This window comes from Ornithinibacillus proteolyticus (genome assembly GCF_039581225.1).
Taxonomy (GTDB): Bacteria; Bacillota; Bacilli; order Bacillales; family Amphibacillaceae; genus Ornithinibacillus; species Ornithinibacillus massiliensis.
Genome location: NZ_JBCPXV010000010.1, coordinates 22,159 through 36,188, shown reverse-complemented (window position 1 = coordinate 36,188; position 14,030 = coordinate 22,159). Strand labels below are relative to the sequence as shown.

Annotated in this window: 13 protein-coding genes; 9 read left to right on the top strand and 4 right to left on the bottom strand. The window is 38.7% G+C overall.

Going from position 1 to position 14,030, the window contains the following annotated elements; genetic code table 11:
• Positions 1–9 precede the first annotated feature (9 nt).
• Together AAIB49_RS06825 and AAIB49_RS06820 are read right to left on the bottom strand one after the other, a co-directional pair.
• Positions 10–1,206 carry a hypothetical protein gene (locus tag AAIB49_RS06825; protein WP_343457587.1) on the bottom strand — a complete coding sequence of 399 codons (1,197 nt, stop codon included), beginning with the start codon at positions 1,204–1,206 and terminating at the stop codon, positions 10–12.
• A 264-nt stretch (positions 1,207–1,470) separates the two neighbouring features.
• Positions 1,471–1,662 (bottom strand): hypothetical protein, encoded by a 192-nt coding sequence (locus AAIB49_RS06820; RefSeq protein WP_343457586.1) that lies wholly within the window; start codon positions 1,660–1,662, stop codon positions 1,471–1,473.
• Positions 1,663–1,924: 262 nt separating this feature from the next.
• On the opposite strand from AAIB49_RS06820, the gene AAIB49_RS06815 reads away from it, so the two are divergent.
• On the top strand, positions 1,925–2,749 hold the full coding sequence (locus AAIB49_RS06815; RefSeq protein WP_343457585.1) for an aldo/keto reductase: 825 nt from the start codon (positions 1,925–1,927) through the stop codon (positions 2,747–2,749).
• A gap of 113 nt (positions 2,750–2,862) precedes the next feature.
• Here AAIB49_RS06815 and map read toward each other — a convergent pair whose 3' ends face one another.
• Positions 2,863–3,603, bottom strand: a complete 741-nt coding sequence (gene map, locus AAIB49_RS06810; RefSeq protein ID WP_343457584.1) for a type I methionyl aminopeptidase — start codon at positions 3,601–3,603, stop codon at positions 2,863–2,865.
• Between the two features lie 136 nt (positions 3,604–3,739).
• Here map and AAIB49_RS06805 point away from each other — a divergent pair, with 136 nt between their 5' ends.
• Positions 3,740–3,928, top strand: a complete 189-nt coding sequence (locus tag AAIB49_RS06805; protein ID WP_343457583.1) for a hypothetical protein — start codon at positions 3,740–3,742, stop codon at positions 3,926–3,928.
• 384 nt (positions 3,929–4,312) lie between these two features.
• On the opposite strand, the gene tkt is transcribed toward AAIB49_RS06805, so the two are convergent.
• Positions 4,313–6,310 carry a transketolase gene (gene tkt, locus AAIB49_RS06800; protein ID WP_343457582.1) on the bottom strand — a complete coding sequence of 666 codons (1,998 nt, stop codon included), beginning with the start codon at positions 6,308–6,310 and terminating at the stop codon, positions 4,313–4,315.
• 243 nt (positions 6,311–6,553) lie between these two features.
• On the opposite strand from tkt, the gene AAIB49_RS06795 reads away from it, so the two are divergent.
• The 7 genes from AAIB49_RS06795 (at position 6,554) to AAIB49_RS06765 (ending at position 13,913) form a co-directional block, all read left to right on the top strand.
• Entirely contained in the window at positions 6,554–8,623 is a 2,070-nt protein-coding gene (locus AAIB49_RS06795; RefSeq protein ID WP_343457581.1) for a BglG family transcription antiterminator, read from the top strand.
• A gap of 38 nt (positions 8,624–8,661) precedes the next feature.
• Positions 8,662–9,150 (top strand): PTS sugar transporter subunit IIA, encoded by a 489-nt coding sequence (locus AAIB49_RS06790; RefSeq protein WP_339213499.1) that lies wholly within the window; start codon positions 8,662–8,664, stop codon positions 9,148–9,150.
• The gene (locus AAIB49_RS06785; protein ID WP_339213501.1) at positions 9,150–9,434 is read left to right on the top strand and encodes a PTS sugar transporter subunit IIB; all 285 of its coding nucleotides are present in this window, start codon (positions 9,150–9,152) and stop codon (positions 9,432–9,434) included. The genes AAIB49_RS06790 and AAIB49_RS06785 overlap by 1 nt, the downstream gene beginning before the upstream one ends.
• A 91-nt stretch (positions 9,435–9,525) precedes the next feature.
• Positions 9,526–10,785 (top strand): galactitol-specific PTS transporter subunit IIC, encoded by a 1,260-nt coding sequence (locus AAIB49_RS06780; protein ID WP_343457580.1) that lies wholly within the window; start codon positions 9,526–9,528, stop codon positions 10,783–10,785.
• Positions 10,786–10,872: 87 nt separating this feature from the next.
• Entirely contained in the window at positions 10,873–11,904 is a 1,032-nt protein-coding gene (locus tag AAIB49_RS06775) for a zinc-binding dehydrogenase (RefSeq protein WP_343457579.1), read from the top strand.
• Between the two features lie 32 nt (positions 11,905–11,936).
• Entirely contained in the window at positions 11,937–12,608 is a 672-nt protein-coding gene (deoC, locus tag AAIB49_RS06770; protein WP_343457578.1) for a deoxyribose-phosphate aldolase, read from the top strand.
• A gap of 258 nt (positions 12,609–12,866) precedes the next feature.
• Positions 12,867–13,913: a galactitol-1-phosphate 5-dehydrogenase gene (locus tag AAIB49_RS06765; protein WP_339213510.1), complete on the top strand. Its 1,047-nt coding sequence runs from the start codon at positions 12,867–12,869 to the stop codon at positions 13,911–13,913.
• Positions 13,914–14,030 lie beyond the last annotated feature (117 nt).

The window sequence follows — 14,030 nt, the reverse complement described above, 5'->3', positions numbered from 1 at the left end:
TCCATCTATTTACAAGAAGCTTACGAAAATGCCTGCTAGTACTACCGATACAATCGTAACGGTGATAAATCCTCCAACGAGCATCGGTGGTAGCATGTGGCTTGTTAGAACTTCTTTTTCTTTTTCATCTTTCGTTAGTGAGTTGATAACTTCATTCGTAATAATGTAGTCCGCAGGGAATCCATAGAGTGCCGTTAACGAAACAGCAAAGGCCATTTCTTTGCTTACCTTTAAGAGCTTACCAGCAATAAAGGAGAAAATGTACATCCCAACAACCCCAATAATGATAGAACCGAGCAGCGGAAGAATAATTTCCGCCATCATACTTGGTGTTGCTTGCTTTAATCCGTCAAAAATGAAAAGCATCAGAGCCATGATGGCAAAGCCAAATCCGTTTGCCTTTTGCAATACTTGTTTTTCCAAAAAGCCAATACTTTTCCCAATAATACCGAATAGTAAGCAAAGGACAAATGGACTAATGGACACAACAGGTTCGACTAGTGTTGAAACAAAGTATGCTAAGAATGCTACGATAATCAATCTAAAGAATTTAAAGAATTCTGTGTTGTATTTATCAGGTAGATTTTTAAATAGTTTCAGACTAGATTCGTTTGATTCAGTCGTTTTATCAGCTGCTTGTACGTTTTCAGTTACTGCTAATTCACCATTTCTATATTGTTGAAGGAGTCTTTTTCCTTCCTTCTTCAGCATAATGGATGTAATCGGATATCCTGCAAAGCCTTGCATGACATAGATGACGATGGCAAATACAGCTAAAGAAGTAAGACCCGCAGCACTAGCACCATCAGACATGATGATTGCGGATACTAGACCACCAATTAATGGGGGAATAGCGACAACCATCGTTTTAAATCCAAAAATAAAAGTACCAATTCCGAGTAAAAATACGATAATTCCGACAATTCCGGATATAGCAATAAGAATCGTTTTCCATTGGGCTTTCAGTTCTTGTAAGGAAAGAAGTGTACCCATGTTGGTAATTAACAAATACATTAGCATCGTGGCTACTGCAGATGGGATACCAGCGATGGAGACAATATCTTGTGGGAAAAATGTCCAATATCCAATAAGGAATAGGACAGCACTAATGAACATAGACGGTATCCATGCCTTTGTTCTAATGGCGACCCAATCCCCAACTAAAAGGATAAAGACAACAATAACTAATGCTAGCATTTGGGACATAAATACACCTTCTCTTTGTGTTTTTTCACAATTATTTCGAAAAACGAAAAATTGTGATGTTATTAATAGTAATACTATTTAATTTATATGACAATCGTATTTTTTGATGTAAAGGTTTCCAAATGAAAAAATAATAATTGGTAATATTTTGATTTAATTTGCTATTTTCAGGGGGGTTATAATAAATGAAGGGGACTGACCCTTCTTGTTATTAGGTCCAGTCCCTGTAAGACTTTCTATCTATTAGAAGTGAAAAATTCACCTTTAAAATTGTCTTTTATTTTTATCTAGATCTAGTATAACGGATATCATTTCACCGTCGTATATTGGTGTTGTACTAATAATTTTTGCTCCACTATATGCTGCATTCCGTTTAATCCCTTCCAACTCCTTCTGACTATAGACTAATCGGGTGATTCTAATGACATTCCTACTTTTGCTTTGTAAGCTTGTCACGAACTTTCCTCCTTCTTCTATGATATGGAGATTCGCTCTTGTAGGCTTTCTGGATTCGATTCCTTTTTACGCGTAAATTTGGTTGCTATCAATCTATGTTTTTTGCCTTTAACCGCCCTCTGAGTAATATTCAGTGTATGAGATTAGTGCTTTTATCATGCGTGTAGTTTTAGTAAAAAAAGCTTGTTCTCCTTGTAAATTAGTAATAATTCGAACTACTCATGATAAAATTAGTTTACTAGGAGGAAGGGAGTGTTGTTGAATGATTAAGAATTTGGCGGATACAGTAGTATTAAATAATGGTGTCAAAATGCCTGGTTTTGGCTTAGGGGTATACAAAGTAGAGGACGGTGAAACAGTAGTCTATGCAGTCCGTACAGCAATTGAATATGGTTACCGACATATTGATACAGCATCTTTCTATCATAATGAGCGTGGAGTTGGGAAGGCGATACGGGAATCTGGAACCCCACGTGAGGAGTTGTTTATTACTTCTAAAGTGTGGAATGATCAACAAGGCTATGAATCTACCTTAAAAGCATTTGATGAGAGCTTAGAAAAGCTTGGGACGGATTACTTAGATTTATATCTAGTTCATTGGCCAGTCTCTGGGAAGTATAAAGAAACGTACAGAGCACTCGAAAAGCTATATGAAGATGGTAGAGTTCGGGCCATTGGGGTTAGTAATTTCCATGTGCATCATTTAAACGATTTACTAGCTGTTTGCAAGGTGAAGCCTGCGATTAACCAGGTGGAGTATCATCCTCATTTGACTCAAGTGGATCTGAAGGCTTTTTGTGAACAAGAGAATATACAGCTTGAGGCGTGGTCTCCATTAAAGCGTGGTAGACTGCTAGATGACCCAATGTTAACTGAAATCGGAAAAAAATACCGTAAGTCCGTACCACAAGTCATTCTACGATGGGACATTCAGAATCATGTGATTACTATTCCAAAATCTATAAAGGCAGAAAGAATTCGCGAAAATGCTGATATCTTTGATTTTGAGTTAACAGATGATGAAATGAAGCAAATCAATGAATTGAATATTAATGAAAGATCTGGATCGAATCCTGATGATTTTTAATATGAAAAGCTCCTTGTCGCTAGGACAGGAGCTTTTTGTTTAGAGAGGGGGCCTATTTGAGCTCGTGATACACTTGCCATATTTATATTGTAGAACAACTAGATTTTATTGTTCTATAATGTAGTAATAATTGGTCCTTCCTTTGTCAAAATAATTGTATGCTCATATTGAGCCACAATGCTTTCATCAGTTAGGAAAGTCCATCCATCTTCTGATTGGAAAACTTCCTCTTCTAATGTAGAGATAAAGGGCTCAAAGGCAATTACCATTCCATCTTTTAAAATTCCATCATCCCAGCGAGAATAGTAATTCAGAATATGGTCTGGTGCTTCATGAATAGAGCGCCCAATACCATGTCCAGTAAGATTTTTTACGACTGTTAAGCCATGCTGTTTTGCTACATTGTGTGCAGCTTTTCCGAGTCCGCTTAATTTCGAACCGGGTTTTGCTTTTTCTAGTCCAGCGTAGAATGCTTCCTTAGCAACCTCACATACTTTCTGTGAAATGCTCTCTCCATTCCCAACTACAAAGGAAATTCCGGTATCTGCAAAATAACCGTTTTTTGAACCGGAAACATCGATATTAACCAGATCACCTTCTTGAATAGTCCGGTCCCCTGGAATCCCGTGTGCTACTTCTTCATTTATGCTAATGCACGTATAGCCTGGGAAATCATAGACTCCTTTAGGTGCAGATTGAGCCCCTGCTTTTTCAAACATTTCACCGGCAATTTCATCGAGTTCCTTTGTCGTAATGCCAGGTTTAGTAAGGTGGACTAATTCATCTCTAATTGCCCCACATATTTTTCCAATTTCTTTTAATCCATTAAAATCTTCTTCAGTCTTTGCAATCATCGTGTATCCTCACTTTATAAAGTTTTTATATCATTTAGATTCTAGTATGCATAAAAAAGCGGATTTTAGCTATTATATTAAACTCTCTTTACTATTATAATCTATTTAATAATCTAGGATGAAGGTGGATGCTTGGATGAGAGCGGATATCCGTGCCCTAATTACGGTGAGGGAGAGGGTAAAGGTAACGAGCAGGGCTATCAGTGCCCTAATCATGGTGGAGAGGAAGAAAAAGGTAGCAGAGGGAAAGTGTCAGTGCCCTATTTCGGTTGAGCAAGGAGAAAAAGGTAACAGAGGGGTAGTATCAGTGCCTTTATTCGGTTGAGCGAGAAGAAAAAGGTAGCAGAGAGTAGTTATCCGTGCCCTAATCATGGTGGAGAGGGAGAAAAAGGTAACAGAGGGAAAGTGTCAGTGCCCTATTTCGGTTGAGCAAGGAGAAAAAGGTAACAGAGGGGTAGTATCATTGCCCTTATTCGGTTGAGCGAGAAGAAAAAGGTAACAGAGAGTAGTTATCAGTACCCTAATCACGGTGGAGAGGGAGAAAAAGGGTACTGAGCACTGCCATCAATAGCAGATGCAGCTTCCAGCGCTAATCAACCCCGATTAACATACCGGATGCAACGCCCAATAAAGCTCCTCAATTTGCAATTAAAAAACCCCTTCAAGTAAATAGAACAATATCTATCTACCTAAAGGGGGATTTATTAAATTATAATACTTCTTCTACTGCTTTCACGACGTTTTCTACCGTGAAGCCATATTTTTCGATTACTTCATTTCCAGGTGCGGATGCGCCGAAGCGGTCAATACCTAGTACTTTACCATCTAGGCCTACATAACGCTCCCAGCCGAATGTAGCTCCCATTTCTATAGCAACACGCGCTTTGACGTTTGAAGGGATTACGCTGTTTTTGTATGCTGCATCTTGTTTTTCGAATCGGTCCCAAGATGGCATGCTTACTACGCGTACGTCAATACCTTTTTCTTTTAGGGTCTCCTGAGCTTGTACAGCTAGTTGTACTTCGGAACCAGTTGCTAAAAGAAGTGCGTCTGGTGTTTCTTTCTCTGAATCACTGATGATATAAGCACCTTTTTGAACACCTTCATAAGCATGTTCTTTTGTTCCTTCTAAAGTTGGAAGTGCTTGTCTAGTTAATACTAGGGCTGTTGGTGTATCAGTAGATTCTACAGATAAGCGCCATGCTGCAGCTGTTTCATTGGCATCTGCTGGGCGGATCGTAGATAGACCAGGCATTGCACGTAATGCTGCAAGATGTTCGATTGGTTCATGTGTCGGGCCATCTTCTCCAACTGCGATAGAATCGTGTGTTAAAACATATGTTACAGGTTGGTTCATAATTGCCGCTAAGCGAATAGAAGGACGTAGGTAGTCATTGAATACGAAGAACGTACCACCGAATACGTTTAATCCACCGTGTAGCGCCATACCGTTTAATGCAGCACCCATAGCATGTTCACGTACACCAAACCAGATGTTACGACCTGTGTAATCGTTTCTAGTGAAGTCCTCTTCACCGTTAATTGTTGTTTTATTAGACCCAGCTAAGTCGGCACTTCCCCCGATAAAGTTAGGTACGACTTTTGCAATGGCATTTAATACTTTTCCAGAAGAGTCTCTCGTTGCAAGCTTGTCTACACCAGCTTCGAAAGTAGGGATTGCTTTTTCCCAGCCTTCAGGAAGTTCGCCATTAATTGCTTGCTTAAGCTCTTTGGCTAATTCTGGATATTGTTCTTCATATTGAGCTAATAACGTGTTCCATGCTGCTTCTTTTTCAGCACCGGCTTTCACGATTTTTTCATTAAAGTCAGCATATACTTCTTCTGGTACTTCGAAAGGTTCATGCTCCCAACCGTAAAATTCTTTTGTTAACTTTACTTCATCTCCACCAAGTGGTGAACCGTGGGAAGCAGAAGATGCTGATTTATTAGGTGATCCGTAACCGATAACTGTTTTAATTTCGATTAATGTAGGTTGCTCGCTGTTTGCTTGTGCTGTTTGGATTGCTTTTCTAATTTCTTCGATATTAGTACCATCTTCTACGTATAGTACTTGCCATCCAAGTGCTTTGAAGCGATCTTGTGTGCTTTCTGAGAAGGAGCGGTCAAGATCTCCATCTAGTGAGATGTCATTAGAATCATATAGTACGATTAGCTTTCCTAATCCTAAATGTCCAGCTAGAGAAGCTGCCTCTTGGGAAATTCCTTCCATTAAATCCCCATCACCAACAAGTGAATACGTATAGTGATCTACAACAGCTAAATCTTCCTTATTATATTTACTTGCTAAATGACGTTCTGCCATTGCCATACCAACAGCCATAGCGATCCCTTGGCCAAGTGGACCAGTTGTCGCTTCAACACCGTCTGTATGGTTTACTTCCGGATGTCCTGGTGTTTTAGAACCCCATTGTCTAAAGTTTTTCAAATCATCAATGGTTACATTATACCCAGATAAATGAAGCAAGCTGTATAAAAGCATAGAACCATGACCAGCAGAAAGGACAAAGCGGTCGCGGTTAAACCATTTTGAGTTTTTAGGATTGTGATTCATGAAATCGGTCCAAAGTGTATAGGCCATTGGTGCAGCGCCCATTGGTAAGCCAGGATGTCCTGAGTTTGCTTTTTCAATTGCATCGATTGACAATGTACGAATGGCATTAATCGATAATTGTTCAACAGTCGTCATATCTAATAATCTCCTTTTCTATTTAACTAGATAAGTGAAATGAAATTGCTTTCACAAATTAATAGTATAACGAATAAAGAGGAATAACAAGGATTTAATTGTACATAACTGTGAACAATCATTGTAAATCCTTTGATTAATGATGTAAATCACAATATTGTACAATGGATGTTCAACTAATTGGGATGAAATCGGATACAAAAGGTGTATAATAGGTGTTACAATAAAACATGTCAAGGGGAGATGCAAGTGGTACTAAGTGATCGATACAAAATGATCTTAGATGAGATAACTAGTAATCCAAGTATTACTAGTGTAGCACTTGAGAAGAAATTTAAATTAACACGTAGGCAGCTTGGTTATAGTATTCAAAAGATAAATGAATGGCTGATGAGTAATAATCTCCCAGTTATTGAAAGAACAAGGCAAGGCCATTTCGTAGTAAACCAAGCTGTGTTTACGAAGCTTAGTGGAAACAGCGAAGCTATTTCTACTACTATCGAAACAACGATTCTTCGTGAGGAAGAGCGAGTTCAGCTTATCTTGATGATGATTCTTAGCTCAGAAGAAGAGTTGTCACTTAATCATTTCACATATGAACTGGATGTTAGTAAGAACACCATTCTAAATGATTTAAAACAAGCCCAAAGCTATGTGGATGATTATGAATTAACGATTCGTTATTCGAGAAAGTTTGGTTACTTACTCGAAGGAAGAGAATTTCAAATTCGGAAATTGCTCATGCATATGACCTACCATATCTTGCAGCTAAATGATGGCGAAACTCGATTAAAGAAAATAGCCACCATTCAGGATGAGGAGATTTGCGAGTTTAAGAAGCGTGTTGAAAAGGTGGAGAATCAGCTTAATTTGAAATTCACCGACGAAAAACTTCAAATGATGCCATATATTTTAATCCTATTGTTTAGAAGGATTCAAAAAGGGCATCTAATGAAATCTTTTTCCATTGAATACCAGGAGCTTTCTAATACAAAGGAATATAAAGCAACCGAAGAGTTACTAAATGATATAGATCATATTCCTTTATCGGAGCGACTTTTTATTACATTACACCTTCTGACGACCAATGTCTTTTCAATAGAGATGATGGAAGGAAAAGAAATTCCGAATTTATTACCAGCGATTGACAATATGCTACGTCATTTTGAAAAAAGTGCATGTATCTATCTTCAAGATCGCGATCAGTTATTAGATAAGCTCATGCAGCATATGAAACCAGCATATTATCGAATCAAATATCATCTTACTGACACCGTCCTTTTCCAAGGATCAGTAAGCAGGGAGTTTAAAGAATTACATCATTTAGTGAAACGTTCTATTGGTCCGATTCGAGAATTGCTAGGAACTGATATTCCTGATAATGAAACGGCTTTCATAACCATGTTAATTGGTGGGTGGATGAACAAACACGGTGAAAGTATTGATAAGAAAATCAAAGCAATCGTTGTTTGTCCACAAGGAGTTTCTGTCTCTAGGCTGATGTTTAATGAGTTGAGAGAGTTGTTCCCAGAGTTTGTATTTCTCGATTATTTATCGGTCCGAGAGTTTTTAAAATATCCATTAGAATTTGATGTGATTTTTTCTCCTATTAATTTAGAAACAAATAAAAAATTGTTTGTAACAAAGGTTTTTCTTGGAAAGCAAGAAAAATATCGATTGAGAAGACAAGTGATGCTGGGTGTCCATGGTTATGTTCAGGATGACATTCAGGTTGAGGGTCTGTTAGATATTATCTCGAAGCATGCTACGGTTCATAATGAAAGGGCTTTAAAAGAGGCACTATTACAATATCTAGATCCGACTGAACGTGGGAATTATGTCACGCAAGATTTATCTAAAAATGATTTAGGATTACGTGATCTCCTAACAAGCGACACGATTTCGTTAGTTGATTCAGTCGATTCTTGGGAAGCGGCGATTCGCTTAAGTGCTAAGCCACTTATAGAGCTGGGTAAGATTGAACCGCAATATGTAGATGCCATGCTACGGTATTGTGAGAAAGACCCATATATTGTGATTGCACCAGGTGTTGCGATTCCACACGCTGCTCCTGAGGATGGTGCAAGAGAGGTTGGGATGAGCCTCTTACGAATTAAAGATGGGGTATCGTATACGAGTGAAAATGATATTCATTTGATTATTGCGATTTCGGCTGTAGACAAGCAGCAGCATATTCATGCATTAATGCAGTTAATGAATTTAGTAGGTTCAGAGAGAGAAGTGAATGAATTAATTAGTGCCGAATCAGTAGAGCGTGTATACGAGATTATTACACGTTACTCTATCGACTAGACAAGTGGCACGAAAGTTAAAGAAGTGGAGTGACAACAATGGGGAAATTAGTATTTGATGAATCTGTAATCTTGTTAGATGTAGAAGGGGAAACAAAGGAAGCGGTATTAGAAACAGTGGCACAGAATTTGGTGGATAGAGGGCTTGTCAAGACGAGCTTTATCCAAGCTATCTTAAAGCGTGAAAGTGAGTTTGCAACCGGACTACCAACTGCAGGAGTTTCAGTAGCAATTCCACATACGGATGTAGAACACGTTAACGAGAAAACAATTAGTGTTGCTGTTTTAAAAAATCCAGTAGACTTTGTCATCATGGGGGATGACAGTGAAACTACACCAGTACAAATCGTATTTATGCTAGCAATGGATGAAGCACATTCTCAATTAACCCTTTTACAGAAGCTTATGCAAGTCTTCCAAGATGAACAGACATTAAGAACTATTGTGAGTGCGACGGATAAGTCAACTATCAAAACATTACTAGAAGAAAAGTTAGAATTACTTGCATTTGAAGGAGGTGAAAGATAATGGCGAAAAAGACTGTTTTAGTAGCATGTGGAGCTGGTATTGCCACTTCTACTGTTGTAAATAGTGCGATTGAAGAAATGGCGAAAGAAAATGGCATTGAAGTGAATCTAGTTCAAATCAAGATTGCTGAGGTAGGTAGCTACGTAGACACAGCAGATTTACTAGTAACTACTGCAATGACAAAAACGGAGTATCCATTCCCGGTTATTAATGCTCGTAATTTCTTAACTGGTATCGGGATTGAAGATACGAAGAAACAAATCTTAGAGGAACTTAAAAAGTAGTGAAGAAAATGTTTGTCTATGTGAGGAGGCTAGCTCATAGACTGGCCTCCTTGGACAAATCTCTTGCTTCACCTCATAAGGGGGAAAAAGAATGCAATCATTCGTTGATTTTATACAAGGATTTTTAGGATTAGGGGCAACCGTTATCCTACCCGTAGCGATATTTTTACTTGGTTTATTCTTCGGTCAAAAGCCTGGTAAAGCATTCCGTTCTGGTTTAACTATCGGGGTTGCTTTCGTTGGTATTTTCTTAGTAATTGATTTGTTAACGCATAACTTAGGACCGGCAGCACAAGGAATGGTTGATCGTCTAGGCGTGGAACTTAACGTAATTGACGTTGGTTGGCCAGCTACATCTTCTATTGCATGGGCATCTGTTGTAGCGGCGTTTATTATTCCGCTAGGTCTAGTTGTAAACGTTGTTATGCTTTTAACCAAAACAACAAAAGTAATGAACGTAGATATTTGGAACTACTGGCATTATACTTTCATGGCTGCTGTTATCTATGCTATTTCTGGAAGCGTTATCCAAGGATTAATCGCAGCAGTAATTTTCCAAATCTTATGTCTTAAGATTGCTGACTGGACTACTCCAATGGTTCGTGACTTCTACGAAATGCCTGGTGTATCCGTAGCAACTGGTAGTACTGTATCGTATGCACCTTTCATTTTCTTAGTAAAAGGGTTACAAAAAATTCCTGGAATCAACAAATTAAAAGCAGATTCTGATTCTATCCAGAAACGCTTTGGTGTATTCGGTGATTCTATGGTAATCGGTTTAGTTCTAGGTGCTGCCATTGGGGCGCTTGCAGGTTATGACATTGGTGACATTATCGGAATCGGTATGTCTATGGCTGCTGTTATGATCTTAATGCCTCGTATGGTTAAGATTTTGATGGAAGGTTTAATGCCTGTTTCTGAATCTGCACGTACTTGGTTAAACAAGAAATTTGGTGATAGTGATATCACAATTGGTCTTGATGCAGCTGTACTTTTAGGACATCCATCTGTTATCGCAACTGCACTAATTTTGACACCGATTACAGTTTTAATCGCAGTAATCTTACCTGGTAATAATGTATTACCATTTGGTGACTTAGCAACGATTCCATTTGTTATCGCATTTATTGTAGGTGCGGCTCGTGGTAATATCATTCACTCTGTCATTGTAGGTACCATTATGATTGCATTATCCCTATATATGGCAACCGATATTGCACCAGTATTTACACAAATGGCAACAGAAGCAAGTATCAATTTACCAGAGGGTTCTGCAATGGTTTCCAGTATTGACCAAGGTGGTAACTTAATTAACTGGGTTATCTGGAGATTCTTTGACCTATTTAACTAATTACATCGTTTAAATTCAGTGGGGTTTAACGATAATCCCCACTGAAATTATTAGATTGTACCGTTATTCATAAGGAGGAGAACAACAATGAAAGCACTAGTAAAAACGGAATTAGGATTTGGAAATCTAGAAGTACAAGAAAAGCCTGAACCATCACCAGGTGCAGATCAAGTGAAAATTGAAGTGAAATTTGCTGGTATTTGTGGTTCTGATATTCATACGTATGAAGGGCATTATAAAGTGGCTACTCCAGTAACATTAGGCCATGAATTTGCAGGGGAAGTTGTTGAAGTTGGTGAAAATGTAACCGAGTTTAAAGTTGGGGATCGTGTCACTTCTGAGACAACTTTTTATATTTGTGGAGAATGTGAGTATTGTAAGACACAAGATTATAATCTTTGTAATCATCGTAAAGGACTCGGTTCACAACAAGATGGCGGATTTACAAAATACCTAATTGCTCGTAAAGAAAGTGTTCATCATCTTCCTGAGAATGTAGACTATCAATCTGCTGCTATGACAGAACCATTAGCATGTACCTATCATGCAGTAGCGAAAACAGAAATAAATGAAGGGGATTTAGTTGTTGTTATCGGGCCTGGACCAATTGGCTTATTAGCTGCTCAAGTAGCAAAAAGCTATGGCGCAACCGTTATTATTACTGGTCTAACGAATGACAAAGTCCGTTTGGATAAAGCATTAGAAGTTGGAATCGACTATACGGTTAATACACAGGAGCAAGATTTGAAAGCTTTTGTTAATGAGTTAACCAATGGTTACGGTGCCGATGTCGTACTAGAATGCTCTGGTGCAGTTCCTGCTGCTAAACAAGGCCTAGATATTTTACGTAAGAAAGGTCAGTATGCACAGGTTGGTCTATTTGCTAATCCAGAAATTCAATTTGATTTAGATAAAATCATTCAGAAAGAAATCCGCGTCGTAGGAAGTAGAAGTCAAAAGCCAGCTGATTGGGAGCCTTCTCTAGCATTAATGAACGAAGGAAAAGTGAATGCGAAAGCACTAGTTACCCACATCTTTGATATTACGAAATGGGATGAGGCATACCAAGCAATTAAGAGTGGTGAAGCAATTAAAGTTTTACTCACACCAGCAGAGTAATAGATTACTAGATTTCAGGGAGGCTATGTCAAATGAATAAACAAGAGTTAATCGAGTTGATAGATTACACATTGTTAACACCTACTGCAACGAAAGCGGATATTAAAGCATTTTGTGAAGAAACCATTGAATATGGCTTCAAAACCGTATTTGTGAATCCTTACTATGTATCTTATGCACATGAATTATTATCCCCACATGGAATTAAAGTAGGGGTTCCGATTGGATTCTCACTTGGTGGAGCAACAACCCATGTGAAGGTGGAAGAAACGAAAGAAGCAATTAAGAATGGTGCGACCGAGATTGATATGTTAGTTAACTTAGGTGCACTAAAATCTGGTGAATATGATGTCGTACGCGATGACATCGCCGCTGTGGTAAAAGCTGCTAATGGTTTAACCACAAAAGTAATCATTGAAACGGCTTTACTAACGGATGAAGAAAAAGTAAAAGCTACCGAACTAATTATAGAAGCTGGAGCTGATTTTGTTAAAACAGCTACTGGATTTAATGGTGGAGGAGCAACAGTGGAAGATGTTCAATTACTTCGTTCCGTTGCTGGAGACAAAATTGGTGTCAAAGCTGCAGGTGGCGTGAAAACATTTGAAGATGCTGTGAATATTGTAGCAGCCGGTGCAAATCGTATCGGTGCAAGTGGAGCAGTAGCGATTGTAAGTGGTGGCGTATCTACATCCTCTTACTAATCTAGTAACTAGTATATAAGGCGAGTTGGTTATGGAGCTTATAATATCTTTGAAAAGGAATGAGGGAAAATAATGGTAGATTCATTTTTAGACTTTATGTTAGGGCCTTTTCGGTCAATAAGTGCGTTTTACTTTGAACATCAACTGATTTTTAACACGATTATTATAGGTTTTGCAGGATATAAACTTTTCACTAGCACCAAGAAAACGGAAAATAAGTCAGCTAGTTAATTGGCAACAAGGGAAAGGGTGTTTGTTTTGAAAGCATTAAATTTATATGGAGTAGAAGATCTCCGTTTTGAAGAGAACACGCCAAAACCAGTAATTGAAGATTTGAACGACGTGATTATAAAAGTTAAATCTGTAGGAATATGTGGATCGGATACGTCTCGCTATCGTAAGCTTGGACCATATGTGGAAGGGATGACGTTTGGTCATGAGTTTGCTGGAGAGGTTATAGAAATTGGAAAAGGGGTAACCAATGTCAAAGTTGGTGATCGTGTTGCAGGCTGCCCAGCTTTTGTTTGTGGTGAATGTGACTACTGTATGAAGGGGGAACCAGCACGATGTGAAAAGCTATCCGTCATTGGTGCTTATCGTCCTGGTGCCTATGCTGAATATACGAAGCTTCCAGCAACACATGTTATTCCACTACCAGATACTGTGGACTTTGACACAGCAGCTATGGTAGAGCCTTCAGCTGTTGTCGCACATGGCTTCTATCGTACAACTATTCAACCCGGTGCTGAAGTAGCGATTATGGGTGTAGGTAGTATTGGTTTGCTTGCAGTACAATGGGCGAAGATTTTCGGAGCGAAGAAGGTCTATGCAATCGATATCGATGATAAAAAGCTAGCAATTGCGAAAGAGCTTGGTGCTGATGTCACGATTAATTCGCTAGAGAAGCCTGCTCATGAGCAAATCCTGGAGCATACAAACGGACGCGGTGTAGATTTAGCGGTGGAATCAGCGGGTTCTCCCATTACATCAGCACAAGTATTCGCTCTACCACGTAAAGGTGGAGAGGTCGTATTCATGGGTATCCCGTATGCAGATATTAATATCGAACGCTTTTTCTTTGAAAAAATCGTTCGTAATGAGCTAACGGTTTATGGTTCTTGGAATGCCATCTCCGCACCTTTCCCAGGTAAAGAATGGAGTTCAACTATACATTATATGAGTACCGGACAAATAAAGTCTGCACCGATGATTTCTCATCGTTTACCATTAAAAGAAGGGCCAGCAACATTCCAAAAGATTACGAATCGTGAAATGGATTCTGTTAAAGTAATTTTCCATCCTTAAAAAAGAGATAAGTTTCATAACTAGTTGCTTGAGTTGGGGGAGTAGGTTAGCTACTCTCCTTTTCGTTGCCTGATGTAGGCCTAGTCATTACGTATCTTGACACTGTATAGATTACAT

Coding starts and splice junctions, on each gene's coding strand:
- map (WP_343457584.1), bottom strand. CDS start 3,603: ATGATTGCAAAGACTGAAGAAGATTTTAATGGATTAAAAGAAATTGGA.
- deoC (WP_343457578.1), top strand. CDS start 11,937: ATGAATAAACAAGAGTTAATCGAGTTGATAGATTACACATTGTTAACA.
- tkt (WP_343457582.1), bottom strand. CDS start 6,310: ATGACGACTGTTGAACAATTATCGATTAATGCCATTCGTACATTGTCA.
- AAIB49_RS06805 (WP_343457583.1), top strand. CDS start 3,740: ATGAGAGCGGATATCCGTGCCCTAATTACGGTGAGGGAGAGGGTAAAG.
- AAIB49_RS06790 (WP_339213499.1), top strand. CDS start 8,662: ATGGGGAAATTAGTATTTGATGAATCTGTAATCTTGTTAGATGTAGAA.
- AAIB49_RS06780 (WP_343457580.1), top strand. CDS start 9,526: ATGCAATCATTCGTTGATTTTATACAAGGATTTTTAGGATTAGGGGCA.
- AAIB49_RS06815 (WP_343457585.1), top strand. CDS start 1,925: ATGATTAAGAATTTGGCGGATACAGTAGTATTAAATAATGGTGTCAAA.
- AAIB49_RS06825 (WP_343457587.1), bottom strand. CDS start 1,206: ATGTCCCAAATGCTAGCATTAGTTATTGTTGTCTTTATCCTTTTAGTT.
- AAIB49_RS06795 (WP_343457581.1), top strand. CDS start 6,554: ATGCAAGTGGTACTAAGTGATCGATACAAAATGATCTTAGATGAGATA.
- AAIB49_RS06785 (WP_339213501.1), top strand. CDS start 9,150: ATGGCGAAAAAGACTGTTTTAGTAGCATGTGGAGCTGGTATTGCCACT.
- AAIB49_RS06775 (WP_343457579.1), top strand. CDS start 10,873: ATGAAAGCACTAGTAAAAACGGAATTAGGATTTGGAAATCTAGAAGTA.